21 protein-coding genes are annotated in these 21,309 nt (G+C 32.5%); 16 read left to right on the top strand and 5 right to left on the bottom strand.

Annotated features, from left to right (window positions below; all coding sequences use genetic code 11):
- The first annotated feature begins 70 nt into the window (after positions 1–70).
- Positions 71–1,039, top strand: coding sequence for a glycosyltransferase family 8 protein (locus H3T80_RS05065; RefSeq protein WP_198200427.1), 969 nt, complete (start codon positions 71–73; stop codon positions 1,037–1,039).
- Here the strand turns inward: H3T80_RS05065 and H3T80_RS05060 are convergent, their stop codons facing one another.
- On the bottom strand, positions 1,040–1,996 hold the full coding sequence (locus H3T80_RS05060) for a glycosyltransferase family 8 protein (protein ID WP_198200425.1): 957 nt from the start codon (positions 1,994–1,996) through the stop codon (positions 1,040–1,042). It lies immediately after the preceding gene.
- A gap of 147 nt (positions 1,997–2,143) precedes the next feature.
- Between H3T80_RS05060 and H3T80_RS05055 the strand changes: the two genes are divergently transcribed.
- The 4 genes from H3T80_RS05055 to tsaB all read left to right on the top strand — a co-directional run bounded on the left by H3T80_RS05055 (position 2,144) and on the right by tsaB (position 7,012).
- Positions 2,144–3,124: a glycosyltransferase family 8 protein gene (locus tag H3T80_RS05055; protein WP_198200423.1), complete on the top strand. Its 981-nt coding sequence runs from the start codon at positions 2,144–2,146 to the stop codon at positions 3,122–3,124.
- A 10-nt stretch (positions 3,125–3,134) separates the two neighbouring features.
- The gene (locus H3T80_RS05050; RefSeq protein ID WP_198200421.1) at positions 3,135–4,109 is read left to right on the top strand and encodes a glycosyltransferase family 8 protein; all 975 of its coding nucleotides are present in this window, start codon (positions 3,135–3,137) and stop codon (positions 4,107–4,109) included.
- 291 nt (positions 4,110–4,400) lie between these two features.
- Positions 4,401–6,335, top strand: coding sequence for an ATP-dependent DNA helicase (locus H3T80_RS12385; RefSeq protein WP_198200419.1), 1,935 nt, complete (start codon positions 4,401–4,403; stop codon positions 6,333–6,335).
- Positions 6,332–7,012 (top strand): tRNA (adenosine(37)-N6)-threonylcarbamoyltransferase complex dimerization subunit type 1 TsaB, encoded by a 681-nt coding sequence (tsaB, locus tag H3T80_RS05040; protein ID WP_198200416.1) that lies wholly within the window; start codon positions 6,332–6,334, stop codon positions 7,010–7,012. The genes H3T80_RS12385 and tsaB overlap by 4 nt, the downstream gene beginning before the upstream one ends.
- A gap of 52 nt (positions 7,013–7,064) precedes the next feature.
- Here the strand turns inward: tsaB and H3T80_RS05035 are convergent, their stop codons facing one another.
- Entirely contained in the window at positions 7,065–7,331 is a 267-nt protein-coding gene (locus H3T80_RS05035; protein WP_065579308.1) for a GrxA family glutaredoxin, read from the bottom strand.
- A 280-nt stretch (positions 7,332–7,611) separates the two neighbouring features.
- Between H3T80_RS05035 and H3T80_RS05030 the strand changes: the two genes are divergently transcribed.
- The 4 genes from H3T80_RS05030 to H3T80_RS05015 all read left to right on the top strand — a co-directional run bounded on the left by H3T80_RS05030 (position 7,612) and on the right by H3T80_RS05015 (position 10,533).
- The gene (locus tag H3T80_RS05030) at positions 7,612–8,304 is read left to right on the top strand and encodes a DUF2884 family protein (protein WP_198200409.1); all 693 of its coding nucleotides are present in this window, start codon (positions 7,612–7,614) and stop codon (positions 8,302–8,304) included.
- A gap of 70 nt (positions 8,305–8,374) precedes the next feature.
- Complete coding sequence (gene folD, locus H3T80_RS05025) at positions 8,375–9,226, top strand: bifunctional methylenetetrahydrofolate dehydrogenase/methenyltetrahydrofolate cyclohydrolase FolD (RefSeq protein WP_110447506.1); 852 nt, start codon at positions 8,375–8,377, stop codon at positions 9,224–9,226.
- Between the two features lie 70 nt (positions 9,227–9,296).
- Positions 9,297–9,788: a peptidylprolyl isomerase B gene (gene ppiB, locus H3T80_RS05020; RefSeq protein WP_110447507.1), complete on the top strand. Its 492-nt coding sequence runs from the start codon at positions 9,297–9,299 to the stop codon at positions 9,786–9,788.
- The gene (locus H3T80_RS05015) at positions 9,781–10,533 is read left to right on the top strand and encodes a UDP-2,3-diacylglucosamine diphosphatase (RefSeq protein ID WP_198200407.1); all 753 of its coding nucleotides are present in this window, start codon (positions 9,781–9,783) and stop codon (positions 10,531–10,533) included. The genes ppiB and H3T80_RS05015 overlap by 8 nt, the downstream gene beginning before the upstream one ends.
- On the opposite strand, the gene modC is transcribed toward H3T80_RS05015, so the two are convergent.
- The 3 genes from modC to modA are packed head-to-tail and all read right to left on the bottom strand — an operon-like array spanning position 10,512 to position 12,653.
- Positions 10,512–11,192, bottom strand: coding sequence for a molybdenum ABC transporter ATP-binding protein (gene modC, locus H3T80_RS05010; protein WP_086364029.1), 681 nt, complete (start codon positions 11,190–11,192; stop codon positions 10,512–10,514). The genes H3T80_RS05015 and modC overlap by 22 nt on opposite strands.
- Positions 11,193–11,198: 6 nt before the next feature.
- Positions 11,199–11,888, bottom strand: a complete 690-nt coding sequence (gene modB / locus H3T80_RS05005; protein ID WP_065651810.1) for a molybdate ABC transporter permease subunit — start codon at positions 11,886–11,888, stop codon at positions 11,199–11,201.
- A gap of 12 nt (positions 11,889–11,900) precedes the next feature.
- The gene (modA, locus tag H3T80_RS05000) at positions 11,901–12,653 is read right to left on the bottom strand and encodes a molybdate ABC transporter substrate-binding protein (protein WP_198200405.1); all 753 of its coding nucleotides are present in this window, start codon (positions 12,651–12,653) and stop codon (positions 11,901–11,903) included.
- A 169-nt stretch (positions 12,654–12,822) separates the two neighbouring features.
- On the opposite strand from modA, the gene H3T80_RS04995 reads away from it, so the two are divergent.
- The 7 genes from H3T80_RS04995 to dgt all read left to right on the top strand — a co-directional run bounded on the left by H3T80_RS04995 (position 12,823) and on the right by dgt (position 21,170).
- Complete coding sequence (locus H3T80_RS04995) at positions 12,823–13,638, top strand: TOBE domain-containing protein (protein ID WP_198200403.1); 816 nt, start codon at positions 12,823–12,825, stop codon at positions 13,636–13,638.
- A gap of 15 nt (positions 13,639–13,653) precedes the next feature.
- On the top strand, positions 13,654–15,114 hold the full coding sequence (modF, locus tag H3T80_RS04990) for a molybdate ABC transporter ATP-binding protein ModF (RefSeq protein WP_198200401.1): 1,461 nt from the start codon (positions 13,654–13,656) through the stop codon (positions 15,112–15,114).
- A gap of 395 nt (positions 15,115–15,509) precedes the next feature.
- Entirely contained in the window at positions 15,510–17,513 is a 2,004-nt protein-coding gene (uvrB, locus tag H3T80_RS04985; RefSeq protein ID WP_086364025.1) for an excinuclease ABC subunit UvrB, read from the top strand.
- Between the two features lie 24 nt (positions 17,514–17,537).
- Positions 17,538–17,888 carry a RidA family protein gene (locus H3T80_RS04980; protein WP_086359936.1) on the top strand — a complete coding sequence of 117 codons (351 nt, stop codon included), beginning with the start codon at positions 17,538–17,540 and terminating at the stop codon, positions 17,886–17,888.
- 201 nt (positions 17,889–18,089) lie between these two features.
- Positions 18,090–18,590 carry a 5-(carboxyamino)imidazole ribonucleotide mutase gene (gene purE, locus H3T80_RS04975; RefSeq protein WP_198200399.1) on the top strand — a complete coding sequence of 167 codons (501 nt, stop codon included), beginning with the start codon at positions 18,090–18,092 and terminating at the stop codon, positions 18,588–18,590.
- Positions 18,591–18,597: 7 nt separating this feature from the next.
- Positions 18,598–19,662 carry a 5-(carboxyamino)imidazole ribonucleotide synthase gene (gene purK, locus H3T80_RS04970; protein ID WP_198201154.1) on the top strand — a complete coding sequence of 355 codons (1,065 nt, stop codon included), beginning with the start codon at positions 18,598–18,600 and terminating at the stop codon, positions 19,660–19,662.
- 23 nt (positions 19,663–19,685) lie between these two features.
- Positions 19,686–21,170, top strand: coding sequence for a dGTPase (gene dgt, locus H3T80_RS04965; protein WP_198200397.1), 1,485 nt, complete (start codon positions 19,686–19,688; stop codon positions 21,168–21,170).
- The last annotated feature ends 139 nt before the right edge of the window (positions 21,171–21,309 follow it).

Below are 21,309 nucleotides of genomic sequence, written 5' to 3'. Positions count from 1 at the left end.
TAATCAAATGAATTTACACATTTAATGTATTTATTTAGAATAGAAAAAAATTTATAAAGTGAAATAATCAATGTTTAATTCAGAACAATATATAAGTAAAATTGAAAGATTTGCACTAACAGATATTGAAGATAATGAGATAGTTCATATTGCACTTGCATTTGATGATAAATATGCAATGCCTGCAGGGGTAACTATAACTTCAGTAATTGAAAATAATGATAGTTTACATTTTTGTTTTCATCTTCTTGTTGATAACGTCTCTATTGCTAATATAGCTAAGCTAAAAGAACTTGTTCAATATAATGTCAGTATAAAAATATACTATTTAAATGCTAATTTTGATATTAATCCTGATACCTTAGTATTAGGTTATTTATCCGCTGTTTCTTGTGTTCGTTTTATTCTACCTGCTTTATTACATTCTCAAGTAAAAAAATTTTTATATCTTGATAGTGATATTCTTTGTTTGAAATCAATTTCAGAATTATATAATACGGATATATCAAATTATGTTGCAGGCGTTATTCCAGATGATAAACCAATGCAAAATGAAATAAAAACTTTATATTCTATTGACGCAGAGAAATATTTTAATTCTGGTGTGTTATTAATTAATACTCAAAAGTGGATGGAAAATGATATAACAAATAAATGTATTAAAAAAGTAAATGATGGGAATATTTATCGTTTTGCTGATCAAGATGTTCTTAATATTTTATTAGAAAACAAAACTATTCTTTTACCTATTAAATATAATACAAAAATTCATATCACCATACCTTGTAGTGAAGAGAAAAAAATTGCGAAATATACCGTTTTGTTACATTATGTGACAGGGTATAAACCATGGTATCAAACGTTTGATTCTCTATTATTTAAGAAATATTATCAATTATCTCCTTGGAAAGATTTAGAACGTCCATTAGCATTAAAAAAATCTTGGTTACGTAATTATGCAAAGTATTGTTTTAAAGAAAAACATTATATGTCGGCTATAAAATTTTATTATTTATATTTACTAAGAAAAGTAAATTAATTACTTTTTGAATAGTTTTAATTTAATATAATGTAAGAAATATTTTGCGCTTTCTTTAAATTTTTTCTGTTTGAAAAAAGAGATAGAATAAATTCGATAATCATTTACTCTCATTTTAGATTTATAACTTTTTAAATTATAGTTAGCCCATGGGGTAAAATGTTTATAAAAACAATAAATATTTTGGGCAAGACCTGTATGTTCTTGATACCATATCTTTCTTGCGCCAGTGAAATGCACAAAACATGGTAATGATTTTTTATTATGGAAAAAAGATTCTTTTTCTTGATCATTCATCCAAGTAAATAAATAATTCCACTTTACATTAATAAAACTAATTTGTTTTTGCAAAACAATGTTTAATGCATCTTGATCTGGGTATATAAGATTATAATTTTGCGGAGATAATAATATTTGGTTAGCTTTATCTTCGGTATCAAATTTTTTCCAATTTTGAGTATTTATATATAAAAAACCAGAGTTAAAATATTTTTCAGATGCTAAACCTAAACGGTTTCTATTTTGCAACATATTATTTACGTCTAAAGAGTCGGCCGTCACAGCGCAAACTACCGAATCAATATCGATATTCAAAATAGAAGATATATCACTAAAGCATAGTATATCTGCATCTAAATAAATAAACTTATCAACATAATCAGGTAATAATCTTGGTACAGATAAGCGAATATACATTGAGCGATTTATATGCTTTATCTTATCATTCTGAATTTCAGAATATTTATCTAACTCATCTGTCGGGATAGAATAAAGATTAATGAAAGGACTAATTTCCTTGAGCTTGTTTTTATCTTCTTCCGAAACATCATATAAAAAAATATGAAAATGAATATTATGATTTTTATTATTAAGTATGATTGAAGTAATAGATACACCAACATGTTCTAAATAATTCGCATCTGTACAATATACAACATTAATAATACTATTATTCATTTCAAATACTCATTGATACGTTGCTTTTAAATATAACATAGCTATTTTGTTATTACAAAATAGCTATGTTATATTCATATTTAATTTTTTCATAAAAATTGATTATGTTACAATAAATAAATTTCTAATTTTGGACATTAAGCCTTGATGTTAGCAGAAAATCTTTTTATTAGTAAGGTCACTACTTTATTTAGTCATACAATTGAATCACAAGAAACAGTTCATATTGCTTTTTGTTTTGATGATAATTATGCAATGCCAGCAGGTATTGCTATGTCATCAGTTATGATTAATAATTCCGATAAAAATTTGGTTTTTCATTTATTTGCCAACAACGTATCTGATGAGAAAATACAAAAATTTCATCAATTAAGTGAAAAAAACACCACAATAATCTGTTACGAAGTTAGCGATGAGTTTTCTATAAATCCAGATACTTTAGTGTTACATGTTTCTGCGTCAACGTGTTTACGTTTTGTCGTACCTCAAATACTAAATAAAATAACATCCAGAGTGTTATATTTAGATTGTGATATTCTTTGTACTAACAATCTGAATCATTTGATCAATACCGACTTATCCGATAAATATGCCGCTGTAGTGCCTGATGTAAAGAAAACTCAAGAAAAACAATGTTCAGCCTGTGATATTCCATATGGCGAATATTTTAATGCGGGTATGATTTATATCAATACTGATATGTGGGTAGATAATAATCTTACCGAAAAAGCTTTTGCAATGATTAATAGTGGTAAAGTTTACAAATTTGCCGATCAGGATGTTCTGAATATATTAATGCAAGGTAAAACTCAGTTTCTACCGAAAATATTTAATCAACTCACATCACTGACTGTTGGTGGAAAAGAAGATAGCGTTTTAAGTGATGATACGGTTATTATTCATTATGTGACAGGTAATAAACCATGGTATCAATTATATTTAACGTCTATTTATCAACGTTATATTGCTACTTCGCCATGGGCTAATCAAAAATTATTATTAGCTAATGAGAATGCGCCATCAACTACAAGGCGTTATGCAAAACTGTTAGCTAGCCAAAAAAAATATTTTTCGGCTTGTAAATATTATTTGCTTTATCTCAAGCATAAAGCGTCTAAAAAACGATAAGGATGAACTTGTGATTCAAGTCGATAAATTCATTAATAAAAGAAATGAGTTTTTGTCATGTGATTTTGATAATAACCAATCTATATTAGATATTTTATTATGTTTTGATGATAATTATGCTTTGCCTGCTGGAGTAAATATTTTTTCTATTGTTGAGAGTAATCCTTTACAGCAGATCCATTTTCATTTATTTACGCACAATCTTTCCGATGAAAATAGACGTAAATTTAGCGGAATTAAATTTGATAACATAGCAATAACTGAATATGTGATTAATGATGAATTTAAAATAGATAAACAAAATACCGAACAATTTCCACTTTCAGCCTGTGTTCGCTTAATAGCGCCAATAATACTAAAAAATACTACTGATAAATTACTCTATGTTGATAGTGATACATTATGTATTAACAGTTTGGCAGATATTGATCACATTGATTTAAAAGAAATTATCGTCGCGGCTATTGCAGATGTTCCATATATGCAACAAACTCAATGTGCTAAATATAACGTGGTTCCGGGCACTTATTTTAACTCTGGGGTTATGTTAATTAACATTTCACTTTGGTGTGAAGAAGAAATTACAGATAAAACATTAAGATTATTAAATAGCGGCGAAAAATATCAATATCCCGATCAAGATGTTTTAAATATTTGTGTTGGTCAAAAAAGGCTAATATTACCAAGAAAATTTAATAATTTATTGGCATTATCAATTAATGGAAATGACGATGCAAATGTTCCTAACGGAACAATATTTATCCATTACATTACTAAAAATAAGCCTTGGCACCAACCGTATCGTTCGAAATTATTTGATTCTTATTTAGAAAAATCACCATGGCGAAATGATAATTTACCATTGTATTGTCCTAAAAAGACTTCTTCAATCCGTGCTTATGCAAAATTAATGTTTAGGCAAAAGAAATATCTAGCAGGAATAAAACATTATATTATTTATTTGAAAACTAAATTTAAAAAATAATATTAGGTTAATAATTTTGTTTCTTTCAAGCTTATTTAGTTAATAGATTAGAAAAATTTCAATCTATTTCTAATTAAGCTTTTTATTTATAGTTAAAGTTCATGTATATATTTTTGCCTTGGTTATTGGTATAGTATACCTCGTTGTCTTGATGGTTAATTATCCAATTTCATGACTATTGTTTCATGTCTATTTTAAGAGGACGTTATATTTTACTAACGTTAATTATTTCTTTAACAAATTTTCTAGAATATATAAATAGGGCTTATCTTTTGATTAGGTGTATTTTAAGTGATTGATGATTTTGCAGAAAATGGTTTACTTGCGACAGCTATTGATGGTTTTGTTGCAAGATCGCCACAAAGACAGATGGCAAATAAAGTCACTAAAGCAATACAAGCGCAACAATCACTGGTAGTTGAAGCGGGAACCGGTACAGGTAAGACCTTTGCTTATTTAGTTCCTGCATTACGAAGTGAAAAGAAAGTCATTATTTCAACTGGCTCAAAAAATTTGCAAGAACAGTTGTATAGTAAAGATTTGCCGATTATCAAAAAAGCTTTGGACTATACCGGTAAAATTTCACTTCTTAAAGGTCGAGCCAACTATCTCTGTTTAGAACGTATGTATCATCAATATGCAGCTGCCGGTGATTTAGATAAGAATTTACGTACAGACCTTGTCCGTATCAAAAATTGGTCAATTAAAACCAAAGACGGTGATATTAGTAAATGTACAACGGTAACCGAAGATAATCCAATTTGGCCAATTTTAACTAGTACTAATGATAATTGTTTAGGAAGTGAATGCGAGCACTATAATGATTGTTATGTGGTTAAAGCTCGTAAGCGAGCGTTAAATGCTGATATTGTTGTGGTCAATCATCATCTGTTTTTAGCGGATGTAGTGGTAAAAGATACAGGGTTTGGTGAATTGATTCCTAAAGCTGATGTGATGATATTCGATGAAGCTCATCAACTTCCAGACTTAGCATGCCATTATTTTGGGGAACAGTTAACCAGCCGACAACTTTTTGATTTAGCCAAAGAGATAAATTTAGCTTATCGAACCGAAGTCAAAGATATGTCTCAGTTACAGCAATGTGCTGATAAACTACAAAAATGTACCCAAGATTTACGATTATTAATAAATCAGCAAAATAATAAAGGCAATCTACGTTATTTATTTAATCAAGCTAAAATTAAACAAGAATTATCTTATTTATTTGATGCTCTTGATTTTTGCAAAGAAGTTCTTTTATTAGCAATAGGGCGCTCTACTACCTTAGATAATTGTTTTGATCGCGTTAACCAGTATCAACTATTGCTAAAGCGTCTAACAGAAACACATGTATCTGGTTTTAGTTATTGGTATGAAAGCTCATATAGTTCTTTTTTATTCGCATTAACACCATTGTCGGTAGCTGAAAAATTTGCAGAGTTATTAATCGAGCGCAAAGGGAGCTGGATCTTTACATCAGCAACCTTATCCGTTGATAATCAATTAGATTATTTCACCAAACGTTTGGGGTTAACCAATTCTGACTCATTGATTTTAGAAAGTCCTTTCGACTATAACAACCAGACAATAATGTGTGTGCCGCGTTATATTCCATCACCAAATGAACAAGGTAATGCTGAAAAACTGGTTGATATTTTATTACCCGTTATTGAAGCTAACAAAGGTCGCTGTTTTTTCCTCTGTACTTCATATGCTATGATGAATGCCTTAGCGACACAATTTCGAGAATTAACCAAACTACCTGTTTTAGTTCAAGGTGATACCAGTAAAGTAAAATTATTGGAACAGTTTATTCATAGTGGTAACGCTCTATTAATTGCAACTAGCAGTTTTTGGGAAGGAATAGATGTTAGAGGTGACATTCTTTCTTGTGTTATTATTGATAAATTACCTTTTACTTCACCTGATGAACCTTTAATTAAAGCTCGAATGGAAGATTGCCAAATGCAAGGTGGTGATGCATTTAATGAGGTCCAATTACCTGAAGCTGTTATTACCTTAAAACAAGGAGTAGGGCGATTAATTCGCCATCACAATGATCGTGGAGCAATTATTATTTGCGATAATCGATTAGTCATGCGACCATATGGCGCAACATTTATTAATAGCTTACCACCTTCGCCAAGAACGCGAGATATAAATAAGGTCATCAATTTTTTATTATCTAACAGTGAATCGATAATCGATAATTTGGAAAACAAATGAGTACTATTTTAGCCATTGATACTTCAACAGAAGCTTGTTCAGTCGCATTATTTTATCAAAATGAAATCACTCATGATTTCATTATTTCAGAGCGAGATCACACCAAGAAAATCTTGCCTATGGTTGATAATATTTTGCATCAAGCTGGGTGTAGTCTTTCACAACTAGATGCAATTGCTTTTGCTCAAGGTCCGGGTAGCTTTACTGGAGTGCGAATAGGGATTGGAGTAGCTCAAGGCTTAGCCCTCGGCATTGATGTACCAATGATAGCTGTATCGACATTGCAAACTTTAGCACAAGGTGCTTATAGAACTAAATGTGCAACTAAAGTTATTCCAGCAATAGATGCTAGAATGGGGGAAGTCTATTTAGGACAATACCATTATCAAGATCAACAATGGCAAACGATCATTCCTGAATGTGTAATTAAACCTGAAGATGTTGTAACTAAAATCCAAAATATTGATAATAATGATTATTCGGCTGGTACAGGTTGGCAAACTTATCCTAATATGTTAGCAATGATTAAACCAAGTGAAGTGTTGTTACCTGAAGCACAAGATTTGGTGGTTATCGCCCAGCAAAAATGGTTAAGAAAGGATGTAGTTAAAGTTGAAGAGGTTGAACCAACTTATTTGCGTAATGAAGTAACATGGCAAAAATTACCAGGTCGATAAGAGCAGATAAGCCATCGAAATGCGTTATCTGCTGTAAAATTAAACCTAATACTTATTCTTGAAATAATCCCAGATTCGCTTTGGCATATGCTTCAAAGTCAGTACAACCACCAATTGGTTTTTCATCAATAAAAATTTGGGGTACGGTTTCAACTGGTTTACCAACACTTTTTGAAAGATCTTCTTTGGTAATACCTTCAGCATTGATATCAACATAACGATATGAAAAGTCATCTCGTTCTTGTGATAGTTTTTCTGCTAACTCTTTAGCTCGTACACAATATGGACATCCTTGACGTCCGAAAATTACAGCATACATAGTTCACCTCTAATAGTTAAATTTAATTGTTGTATTAACTATACTTCAGTTTTAAATAAAAAAAAGTAGTTAAATCTAGTTTATATAATAGATTATACCTATTGATATTAAACTTGCAAAGTTAGCAAGGTATACGTTTTAATCATTTAGATACTTTATCGAATATTTTACCTGTTATTACAAAAAAATGTGAGGAAAGGGGTTTTTTAAGCCTCAAAAATAGTGCTAATTTGATATTACTCGTTATAATTTTAATTTCAACCATTAAATGGATGTCAGTATGCTAAAAAAAATGATATTTATTTTGTCATTAACTTTATCGATAACCTCGTTTGCAGCACAAAAAGAGTGCCCTGTAAAACCAAGTTACGACATTGTAATAAATAAAGACAATATCCATATATATAATAAATCTAATGATTTATCTATTATGAATGATGGTCAGATAATATTGAATAAAAAAATAATATCACCAAATCCATCATTGCGAAAAAAACTTGATCAGTTTCAAAAAGGTTTACGCTCACAATTACCTCAATTAGAGCAGCAATCATTAAGCTTATTGTCTGAAGTAAAAGTTGCTTTTGATCAGGCAATCACCAAAAAGTTGAGTGATGATCGTGAACTGCATAGCGAGTTAAATAAATTATATAAAAGATTAGTGAAACTATTACATGGTTCCCTTATTAGCGAGAATGGCAGCACAAAATTTTATTATCAAAATTTTAATAAATTAAAAAAAGATGGGCACGATATTGGTGAACGTATTTTTTATAATGTTATCGGCGGCAGTATTTTAGAGTTTAATTTATTTAAAAACATCTCCGCTATTAAAGATATTTCGAAAAATGAATGGAAGGCTCAAAAACCAAAACTTAAAGCCTTTGATGCTCATATTTGCTCAGTTATTACGGATGTTGACCAACAATATCAACAGATTTTAACAGAACTTAGTCAATCGGCCGACAAGTGAATAGACAATAATCAAAACTTTTGCGAGAATATCTTATCTACAATCATCAGGTAAAAGAAGTAATCGGCTTATGACTGCAAATATAATTGATGGCAAAGCGTTAGCATTGCAAATACGCAATGAAATTGCTCAAAAAGTAAAAAAACGTACTGAACAAGGTTTATCTGTTCCCGGCTTGGCTGTTATACAAGTTGGTTCGGATCCTGCCTCGAAAATTTATGTTAAAAATAAACAAAAAGCTTGTGATGATGTTGGTTTTGCTTCTTTTGCTTATGATTTTCCATCGTCAACCACTGATGAATTATTAGCATTAATTGATGAATTGAACCAACGATCCGATGTTCATGGTATCTTAGTTCAATTGCCTTTACCGGATAATATTGATAAAACTAAAGTGCTAGAGCGTATCGATCCTCGTAAAGATGTCGATGGTTTTCATCCTTATAATATTGGCCATTTATTACAACGTGATCCAATACTACGACCATGTACACCATATGGTGTTGTTAAGATGTTAGAATCAACCGGTATTAATTTATCGGGTTTAAATGCGACAGTTGTTGGTGCATCGAGTATTGTTGGTCGTCCTATGGCATTAGAATTATTACTTTTAGGATGCACAACCACAATTACCCATAGTCGAACAGTGGATGTAGCAAAGCATGTTGGTAATGCTGATATTGTTGTGGCTGGTGTCGGTATACCTAATTATGTCAAAGGCGAATGGATAAAACCGGGTGCTATTGTGATTGATGTTGGTATTAATCGTTTACCTGATGGGAAATTAGTTGGTGATGTGGAATTTGATGTTGCTAGCCAGCGAGCCGGCTGGATCACTCCAGTACCTGGCGGTGTTGGGCCGATGACGGTAGCAATGTTAATGAGTAATACATTAGAAGCATGTGAAAGATTTAGTGAGTAAGCATATTAAAAAGATATTGCTCACCTTTTTAACAATTTTTACGTAATAAAATGAAATTAAGGAACATTTTATGATTATATTTCATACTTCATTAGGCGATATTAAGATTAATACTTTTGAAGACAAAGCTCCAGAAACGGTAAAAAATTTTGTTGAATATTGCCAAGAAGGTTTTTATAACAACACCATTTTCCATCGTGTCATTAATAATTTTATGATTCAAGGTGGTGGTTTTGAACCAGGTATGAAACAGAAAAAAACTAAAGCTCCAATTAAGAATGAAGCTGATAATGGTTTAAAAAATAATCGTGGTACATTAGCCATGGCTCGTACTAGTGATCCTCATTCTGCTACAGCACAATTTTTTATCAATGTCGTTGATAATGATTATTTAAATTATCGCTCATCGGATATCAATGGCTATGGTTATTGTGTTTTTGCTGAAGTTGTCGATGGTATGGATGTGGTTGATAAGATTAAAGCGGTTAAAACTGGCCGTAGTGGCATGCATTCTGATGTTCCTGTAGAAGATGTCATAATTAAGAGTGTAACGGTTGAATAATCCGGTTCGTTTTTTTATTGCAGATATTCATCTTGCAGACAATCAGCCTGCTGTAGATCATTTTGATATAACAGCAGGTTTTTTGTCTTTTCTTAAGCAATTACCTAATCAATGTGAGCTTTATATACTTGGTGATTTATTCGATTATTGGGTAGGTGATGATGTACAGTCAATATTACATAATCAAATTGCTGATGCTTTAAAAGAACTCACCTTACGCCATATTAAAAAATTCTTTGTACATGGGAACCGTGATTTTTTGATTGGTAAGCATTACGCTAAACGCTGTGATATGAATTTATTAAGCGATATTAATTGTTTAGTTAATCAGAATAAAAATATTGTATTTCTGCATGGTGATTTGCTTTGCATTGATGATCCTCAATATCAAAAATTCCGCAAAATCATGCATAAAAAATGGCTACAAAAATTATTTCTATTACTACCATTAAAGATACGTTTAAAAATTGCCACCAAATTACGCAAAGAGAGCAGCCAGCATAATCAAATCAAATCTGAAATTATTATGGATGTAAATCCAAAAGCTGTCATTGATATGATGATTGCCAATAACGCTAGTATTATGGTCCATGGACATACTCATAAACCTGCTACACATCATCTTTATATTAATGACGAGCCAGCAACTAGAATTGTGTTAGGAGCTTGGCATGATGGCATTTCGTATATAAAACAAGAAAAAAATAGCGCTACTTTAGAACTTTATAACCACTCTTTCAAATAATCACTTTGTAGAATTTGTTCAGTATCACCATAGGTTTGTAATTTCCCTTGCTCTAAAACCGCTACGTGTTGTGCAATGCGTTTAACTTCATTGATATTGTGCGTTACATAAACAATAGGGATATTTAGATCATTTACTAGTTTATCAATATAACTTAATAGCTCTTTTTTACGAGGCATATCTAAAGCTGAGAGTGGTTCATCCATTAGTAATAATTTTGGTTCAGCTAATAGCGCTCGACCAATGGCAACACGTTGTTTCTCACCACCCGATAACATTGCTGGATAACGATTAAGAAGTGAACCAATGTTGAGTACCGAAACTATTTCGTCAAATCTTTCTGTATTCAATGATTTTGCACCATAAGTTAAGTTTTTTAAAACTTTATAATGGGGAAAAAGCAATGCATCTTGAAAAACAGTACCAATTTGTCTTTTTTCTGGGGTTGTAAAAATTCCTTTTTCAGTATCAACCAAAGTAGTTTGATTTAGTTTAATATAACCGATATCTGGTTTAATCAAACCATTAATAAGGTTAATCAGTGTTGATTTCCCTGAACCGGAGACACCTAAAATTGCCGTCACGCCATGACAGTGAATTTCATGTTTAAACTGGAAAGCATACGAGGCGAGTTTTTTGCTCACATTTATATTTAACATGACGAACTATCCTGTTAACTTCTTTTTATGCCAACGATTAAGCATTTCTGATAAAAATAAGGCAATTAATGATAATACTATCGAAACAATGCAAAGCCGTAATGCACCGGACTCGCCATCAGGGATCTGTAATAAGGTATACATAGCCAAAGGAATTGTACGAGTTTCACCTTGAATATTTGAAACGAAGGTAATTGTTGCGCCAAATTCACCTAGACAACGCGCGAAACCAAGTACGGTTCCCATTAAAATGCCCGGAAATGCTAATGGTAAAGTAATGGTCATAAAAACACGAAATGGTTTAGCGCCAAGGGTTCTTGCGACTTTTTCTAATCTTGAATCAATTGATTCAATCGCTAATCGAATCGATCTGACCATAAGAGGGAATGCCACCACAGCAGAGGCTAAGGCAGCACCTTGCCAATTAAAACTGAAACTGAGATGGAAATAGTTATTTAGCCATTCACCAATAATACCATGACGTCCCATCGTCAAAAGTAGTAGATAGCCTAAAACAACAGGCGGTAAAACTAATGGAAGATGAACAATACTATCAAACAATGATTTACCTATGAATTGACATCTTGCTAAAATCCAAGCAGTTAAGATCCCTAATGGTAGGCTAAAGATTATTGCTGCTCCAGCTATTTTTAAGCTTAGCAGCAATGTTTGCCATTCAAATTCAGTTAATATCATCTTTTCAAAATACTATTTAGTTAAAAAACCATATTTTTGGAAAATATTTTGTGCTGTTTGTGAATTTAAATATTGATAAAACTCTTTTGCTTCAGGTTTCAATAATGTTATTGGATATTCAATAGCTTTAAATGTATCGGCAGGAAAATTACCAACGATCTTCACTTTATCACTTACTTTTGCATCAGTGCTATACACAATCCCTAATGTAGCTTCATTGCGTTCAACTAACATTAACGTATCACGAACATTACTTGCTGGAGCCATTTGTGGTAACAATTTATCAAATACGCCTAAATTAGTTAAAGACTCTTTAGCATAAAGTCCCGCAGGGACATGGTCAGGATCACCGATAGCTAATCTTTCGCCTTTGGGTAAAATTGTTTGCCAGTTAGTCTCTGCATTGATATCTACTTTGTCTAATTTAGATTGTTTTGGCGCTATTAAAACTAAGCCGTTTTTTAACAAATTTTGTTTTTCTGTTGTAATTTTATGTTCAATAAGATAATTCATCCATTTTTGATCTGCTGACATAAAAATATCTGCAGGAGCACCTTGTTCAATTTGTTTAGCTAATACTGAAGAAGAAGCAAATGAAAATACGATTTCGGTATCTTTATGCTCTTTTTTATAACTAGTTGCGATATCTTGCATTGTATTAGTCAATGATGCTGCGGCAAATACTGTAATTTTTTGACTGGCTGTTGCTGATAAGCTAACAAGCAAAGTTGTTAATGATAGTAGTAATGCAATGATTCTTTCCATGTTATTTTTTATACTCGTTATATAATATAATACATAACGATACTATCAAACTTTACCTATAATGTACAATTAATCTTTACTCGTTAGCGAAATTTTATTGATCATAAAACGATATGAGGACAATTTTTGGTGAAAAATAAAAAAACGTCTACAATAGAACAACATTATCATGAATAATGGTTCATTTAATCTAATAAGGCACGAAGTAATGTTGTCACCAGAAATTTTATTAACTTTAAATTTAAATCAGCAACTATTTACTGACCCACGGCGAATAGCCTTACTAAAAGCGATAGAGCAAACTGGTTCATTAAGTCAAGCCGCCAAACAAATCGGTATAAGTTATAAAACAGCATGGGATGCGGTTAATGAAATCAATAGTTTGGCGCCAAAACCCTTTTTGATTACTGTTACGGGAGGAAAAAATGGTGGAGGTACCAAGCTTAGTGCTTACGCAGTTAGATTTATACAGCTTTATGATCTATTAACTCAGCTACAGTATAATGCATTTAATATTTTAAATAATGACAATATTCCGTTGGATGATATTTTAAAAATTACTGCTAAATTATCATTGCAAACCAGTGCTCGTAATCAAATTTATGGCAGTGTTATAAGTATTGAAACCAATAATATTGCTGGATTTGTAAAGGTTAAATTAAATGATAATCAAACAGAACTAAAAGCTTATATTACTCAGCAAAGTGTTGAACGCCTAAAAATAGATATTAATAAAACTGTGCTATTACTTATCAAAGCACCTTTGATTGAATTGAATGATTTAAATGAAAATCAATTAACGGTTCAAGTAGAAAAAATAGTCACTGATGGTCCGTTATCTGAAATTTCATTTTCATTACCATCAGGAATGATACTTTACGCAAGCAAATTAACCAGCGAGGTTAATCGTGTAAAGTTAATTGAAGGTCAGCAAACAACCATATCTATCGATCCTCAGCATATTATCATTGCCACATTAGTTTAGTCATTTGAGGTATTTATGTTACAAATTGAAAATACAATATATAAAATTAGTGATTTCCGCGTTTTTACTATCGAATCTTTGATGATTAATGCTGGCGATATTGTTGCTTTTGTCGGCCGAAATGGATCGGGTAAATCAATATTAGCCAAAGCTTTAGCTGGTGATCAAACAATATTATCTGGGAAAGTAATTAATCGTTTTAAATCAATCGCGCACATCTCCTTTGAGCACTTACAAAAAATAATCGATGATGAATGGAAACGAAATAATACTGACATGCTAAGTGATAAAGAAGATGATACTGGATTAACTACGTCTGAGATTATTCAAGAATATAATCAAGATCAAACGCTTTGTGAAAATTTAGCATTACAATTTGGTATAGCACATCTTTTAAATCGTCGTTTTAAATATCTTTCCACTGGAGAAACACGTAAAACCTTAATTTGTCGCACATTAATGAGTAAACCTGAACTATTAATTTTAGATGAGCCATTTGATGGTTTAGATGTTGCTTCTCGAGCTAATTTAGCTGAAATACTTAGCCAACTATCAAAACAAAATATTACTATTGTAATGGTATTAAATCGTTTTAATGAAATTCCGCTATTTGTTAAATATATTGGATTACTGGCTAATTGTCAGCTATTGAAATATGGCACAAAAGACACCATATTAGATGATGTAGCTGTCAAACAACTTGCTAATTTAGAACATTTATCTAATTTTACTTTACCAGATCCAGATGAAATTTCTGTGCCATTACCTAACGATTTAGATCGGATTATTTTAAATAATGGTTTTGTTCAATATGATGGTAAAGCAATTATTAATGGATTAAGTTGGCAAGTTAGAGCTAATGAAAATTGGCAAATTATTGGCCCAAATGGAGCAGGTAAATCCACATTACTCAGTTTAATAACTGGCGATCATCCACAGGGCTATAGTAATGATTTAACACTATTTGGACGTAGGCGAGGCTCAGGTGAAACTATATGGGATATCAAGCGTCATATTGGCTATGTAAGTAGTAGTTTTCATCTTGATTACCGAATTAGTTTAAGTGTAGAAAATGTATTGGCATCGGGTTATTTTGATTCAATTGGCTTATATCAAGCCCCCAGTGATAAACAATTAAAATTAGTTAAACAGTGGTTGCAATTATTGGATTTAACGGAGTTAGCAGAGAAACCATTTCAATCACTTTCATGGGGTTTGCAACGTTTAGTCCTAATTGCTAGGGCTTTAGTTAAACACCCAACGCTACTTATTTTAGATGAACCATTACAGGGACTTGATTATTTGAATCGTGAACTGGTCAAAAGTTGGATTGATAATTTAATTGATAGAGGTAATACACAATTATTGTTTGTTTCCCATCATACAGAAGATGCGCCAAAATGCATCACTCATCGATTAACTTTTGTGCCTAATGAGCCTGTTGGCTATCAATATAAAATAGAAAGTATGAAATAATTTCTTAGGCAAAAACTATTAAACTAAGTTTTAAAAATAGAAACAACCAATAAAAAAAATTTTTAAAACTGTGCGAAATTTAGTCAAAATCCGGAAAAAAGTTTATATTGACTATACTTAGCAAGTTATCCCCTATGCCTGTGGATAAGTCTGTGAGTAGTTTATTGAAAAGTGTGTTAACCTCAATGTTCATCAGGTTTTTATTTGATTTGATTACAACTTAAGCATGATTTTAAATATTTATATATATCAATTGGTTATAATAAATCAAGGGTTGTTTGTTAAGACGTCTTTACATTCTTTTAGCTTAACTGAGCAAAAAATATAACATTTCTAAAGGTCAAGTGTTTTTGGGGATAATTTTTATTAATAGGTAAAATTTTAGGTTGCGAGTAATGAGAAAATTTAAATTATGTTCTGATTTTAAACCTGCTGGTGATCAGCCTGCGGCAATTGATCGGATAAATCAAAATCTTGATGATGGGATTGCACATCAAACATTATTAGGTGTTACAGGCTCAGGTAAAACATTTACTATGGCCAATGTCATTGCCAAGCATAATCGCCCAACTATTATTTTAGCACCTAATAAAACTTTGGCGGCACAGTTATATGGTGAAATGAAAGCATTCTTTCCAGATAATGCAGTGGAATATTTTGTGTCTTACTATGATTATTATCAACCAGAATCATATGTGCCTTCTACAGACACATTTATTGAGAAAGATGCCTCAATTAACGAGCATATTGAGCAAATGCGTTTATCGGCTACTAAATCGTTATTAGAACGCCGTGATGTAGTGATTGTGGCTTCAGTGTCTGCTATATATGGATTAGGTGCGCCTGAAACTTATATGTCCATGATTTTACATTTGGCAAGAGGTACCATCACTGATCAGCGTTCAATCTTAACGCGTTTAGCGGAATTACAATATACCCGTAATGAAATTGGTTTTAGTCGTGGTACGTTTCGGGTACGAGGTGATGTTATTGATATATTTCCTGCTGATTCTGATGAACTAGCTGTACGTGTTGAGCTTTTTGATGATGAAGTTGAACGGATAGTTATGTTTGATCCATTAACTGGTAATGCGATTAATGAGGTACCTCGTATTACAATTTATCCCAAAACGCACTATGTCACCCCAAGAAATATTATGGACAATGCGATTGCTGAAATTAAGCAAGAGCTTCAAGAACGCCAAAAAGTTTTGTTGGATAATAATCGACTTTTAGAAGAACAACGATTAACTCAGCGGACTCTATTTGATATAGAGATGATGACTGAACTTGGTTACTGTTCAGGAATCGAAAATTATTCCCGATATTTAGCTCAACGTAAAGCAGGAGATCCGCCAGCAACATTATTTGATTATTTGCCGGCTGACGGATTATTATTTATTGATGAATCTCATGTGGCAATTCCGCAATTAGGGGCGATGTATAATGGTGATAGATCACGGAAACTTAATTTAGTTGAATACGGTTTTCGTTTACCATCAGCATTAGATAATCGACCACTAAAATTTTCTGAATTTGAAAACATAATGCCACAAACAATTTATGTTTCAGCAACACCAGCTAAATATGAAATTGAAAAATCGGGTGGTGAAATTATCGAGCAGGTTGTTAGACCTACAGGCTTATTAGATCCAATTATTGAGGTTAGGCCGGTAGCTACTCAAGTTGATGATCTATTATCTGAAATTAAAGTGAGAATAAATCAAGATGAGCGAGTATTAGTCACCACTTTGACTAAACGTATGGCTGAAAACTTAACTGATTATTTATCTGAACATAATGTTAATGTTAAATATTTGCATTCGGATATTAATACCGTTGAACGAATGGAAATTATACGCGATCTTCGTCTTGGTAAGGTTGATGTGTTAGTAGGTATCAACTTATTACGTGAAGGATTGGATATTCCCGAAGTATCATTAATTGCAATTTTAGATGCTGACCGAGAAGGCTTTTTGCGTTCAGAAAGTTCATTAATCCAAACGGTTGGTCGTGCAGCTCGAAATGTGAATGGTAAAGCGATTTTATACGCCGATAAAATTACTCCGGCTATGCAGAAAACGATCGACGAAACAGCGCGCCGTCGTAAAAAACAAGAAGATTTTAATGAAGCTCATGGTATTACACCAAAATCAGTACGTAAAGAAATTAAAGATGTTTTAGATGCTGGTTTGAGCACGAAAAAAGCTACGGCTAAAGTACAAGCTTTTGAACCAGGTGGACAGTATAATTATGTTTCGGTCAAAGAAGTTCAAGCAAGAGTTAAAGAGCTTGAAGCTATGATGTATGAAGCCGCCCAAAATCTAGAATTTGAAAAAGCAGGTGTTTTACGTGATGAGATCAAAAAATTACGAGCTGATTTCATCAAAGTATCTTAATAAAAAGTTTTTAAGGAAAATATAATGACAATTACTCGTATAGACCCCGAAGATAGATGGTCGGAAGCGGTGATCCATAATAATGTGATCTATTATACAAGCGTACCAACAGATTTGCGTGATGATGCTTATACGCAAACCCAAAGTGCCTTAGCTGAAATAGATAAAATTTTAGCAAGAGCGAATAGTGATAAAAGTCGCATTTTAGATGCAACCCTTTTTTTGGTAAATAAAAGTGATTTTCCAGCCATGAACAAAGCTTGGGATGAATGGGTAGTGAAAGGGAAAGCTCCAGTTCGTTGTACTGTTCAGGCAGGATTAATGAAAAAAGAGTATTTGATTGAAATTAAAATCGTTGCTGCCGTTAATTCATAAATTTATATGATTATCCGCCATATATTGGCGGATTTAATAACGTTGTATTATGAGATTAACTGTTTTATTTATGCATTAGCTTAAATTGTCCGAATATTGAGTTTAACTTATTGATAAGAAGTCATAGTTCTTGCTATCCCATTTAGCAAATTTTAGTGTATACTTTCGACACTTAATATTTACATCTCCTTATAATCATCTATGCATACTCAACCAAAAATTGCCATTGTAATGGGGTCGAAAAGTGATTGGGCTACTATGCAGCATGCTGCTGATATTTTAGATACTTTAGCCATTACTTATCATGTTGAAATTATTTCTGCCCATCGTACTCCAGATAAATTATTCGAATTTGCTGAAAATGCTAAAACAAAAGGCTTTGATGTTATCATCGCTGGTGCAGGCGGTGCAGCTCATCTACCGGGGATGTTAGCAGCAAAAACCTTAGTTCCTGTTTTAGGCGTGCCGGTTCAAAGTGCAGCATTAAGTGGTGTGGATAGTCTTTATTCAATCGTGCAAATGCCAAAAGGCATTCCTGTTGGAACTTTAGCTATTGGTAAAGCTGGAGCTGCAAATGCAGCCTTATTAGCTGCGCAAATTCTGGCATTACATAACCAAGAAATTTATCAACGTTTATCTAATTGGCGATTGAGTCAAACTGATGAAGTTTTAAATAATCCTGATCCGAGAGTAGCGATATAATATGACAATTCGATCTGTTTGTGTATTAGGAAATGGCCAGTTAGGGCGTATGCTTCGACAGGCAGGTGAACCATTAGGTATTCATGTTTATCCTGTAGGACTAGATGTTGAACCGGCATCAATTCCTTATCAAAATTCTGTTATTACTGCTGAAATTGAACGTTGGCCTGAAACGCAATTTACGCAAATTTTAGCTAGTCATCCTCAGTTTGTTAATCGAGATGTATTTCCTATTATTGCGGACCGTTTAACTCAAAAACAGCTACTTGATGAACTGAAATTACCAACAGCTAAATGGTTTGCTGTTAAAAATCAGTATGATTGGCCGAGTTTTTTTGAAAAATTAGGTGATTTACTAATTGTTAAGCGTCGAACCGGTGGTTATGATGGTCGTGGGCAATGGCGACTTTCAGTAGGTGATGACATCACTGTGCCAAATGACGTTTATGAAAATGCTATTGTTGAACAAGCGATTCCTTTTGAAAAAGAGGTGTCGTTGGTTGGGGCTAGAAATGCCAAAGGGGAAACAGTTTTTTATCCTTTGACTAATAATTTGCATCAAGATGGCATATTAAAAATGAGTGTTGCTATTCCATGTGAAAATGAGACATTACAGACAAGCGCTGAGCAGATGCTAGCAAAGATTATGCATAAACTTAATTATGTTGGTGTTATGGCAATGGAATGTTTTGTCATTGGTGATAGCTTATTAATTAACGAATTGGCCCCAAGGGTACATAATAGTGGCCATTGGACGCAAAACGGTGCTTCTATTAGCCAGTTTGAATTACATTTACGGGCTATCTTAGATTTACCGTTACCTAAACCAGATGTTTTTTGTCCATCAGTGATGGTGAATTTAATTGGTACCGAATTCAACATTAATTGGTTAACCGTAGATTTAGTTCATTTGCATTGGTATGAAAAAGAAGTAAGAGTTGGGCGTAAAGTTGGGCATATCAATTTAAGCCATCAACATCGCCAAAAATTGATTGAAGCCTTAAATCAACTTGATTCTATGTTACCAGCAGAATATGGTTCACCAATCGAGTGGGCAAAACAGAAATTATAGCTGATTGAACCTCAGGTTGCGATATGATCGATTTTAATAAAAAAATTAATTATCAACGATATGCCAGTAAACAACGACAAGCATCTGATGAATATTCTGTCTTGCGTTTTTTTGAAAGTGATCGTGGTCGCATTCTTAATTCAGCAGCGATACGGCGTTTACAGCAGAAAACGCAAGTATTTCCTTTAGAGCGTAATTCTGTTGTGCGAACCCGGCTTACTCATTCAATGGAAGTACAACAAGTTGGTCGTTATATCGTCAAGGAGATTGTCAATCGCCTTAGTCTCTCTGGAAAATTAAAGACGTTTGGCCTAGATAAATCCGTCATGTCTATAGAAAGCTTAGTTGAAATGGCTTGTTTAATGCATGATATTGGTAATCCACCATTCGGCCATTTTGGTGAAGCAGCGATCAATCAGTGGTTTACTACGCGTTTGGGAATTAATAATGATTCAAGCTATCCAATACTTAATATTAATGAGACCGATGCACAATCACTCAAATCATTAAAATTAAAAATTCGCCAAGATCTTGCAAACTTTGAAGGTAATGCTCAAGCAATTCGATTGGTGCATACAATTCTTCGACTTAACTTGACCTATTCACAAATTGCTTCAATTCTAAAATATTCCAAACCTGCTTATTGGTCTAATGATATTCCAGATGAATTCAGTTATTTGATGAAAAAACCTGGATACTATTTGTCTGAAGAATCTTTTGTTAATGAATTATCACAGCAACTGGATATCCAACCATTTCATCGCTATCCACTTACTTATATTATGGAAGCGGCGGATGATATTTCTTATTGTATTGCCGATCTGGAAGATGCAGTAGAAAAGAAAATTTTAACTGTGCAACAGCTTTATCGCTATTTAAAAGATGCATGGGGCCCAGTTAAAAAAGGTGATTTATTTGATGAAGTTGTTAATAAACCTTATGACAATTTGAAAAAAAATGAATTTGAAGCGATAGGCATTGACCAATTCTTTATGTATTTACGGGTAAATACTATTGCTAAATTGGTACCTCATGCGGCAGAACGATTCATTGAAAATATTGAAACAATCTATCATGGTTCATTTAATCACGCTTTACTTGAAGATCATGAAGCTGAGTATAAATTACTGAATATATTCAAAACAGTTGGATTTGAACATATATTTAATCATGAAATGGTTGAAAATATTGAATTACAAGGTTATAGAATAATAACGGGTTTGTTGGATATTTATAGTCCACTGCTAAATATGTCAACAGATGATTTTATTAACTTAGCCAAAACAAGTAATCATAAAAACTATCCTATCGAAACAAGGTTGTATCATAAATTATCGGCAAAACATTGTGTTGCTTATCAACAAGCTATTGCATCATTGGACAAAGGGCATTGTAACTTTAAATGTTGGGAATTTTATTATCGTTGCCGGTTAATTCAAGACTATATTAGTGGTATGACTGATCATTTTGCTTATGACGAATATCGCAAACTAATGGTAACATTCTGATTATTAATATCTATCGGCACCAAAAATAGGCATAAGCACCAAATTGGTGCGATAGAAAGCTTATTTTTATCTTTAAAAACCCCTTTCCTCAAAATTTTTTACTTAACAATAATTACCGACCAATTTTAAAAATAGCAAA

Source organism: Gilliamella sp. W8145 (assembly GCF_016101145.1).
GTDB lineage: Bacteria > Pseudomonadota > Gammaproteobacteria > Enterobacterales > Orbaceae > Gilliamella > Gilliamella apis_A.
Note: the sequence above shows the minus strand (reverse complement) of the source record. Positions and strands in the feature narration are given on the sequence as shown.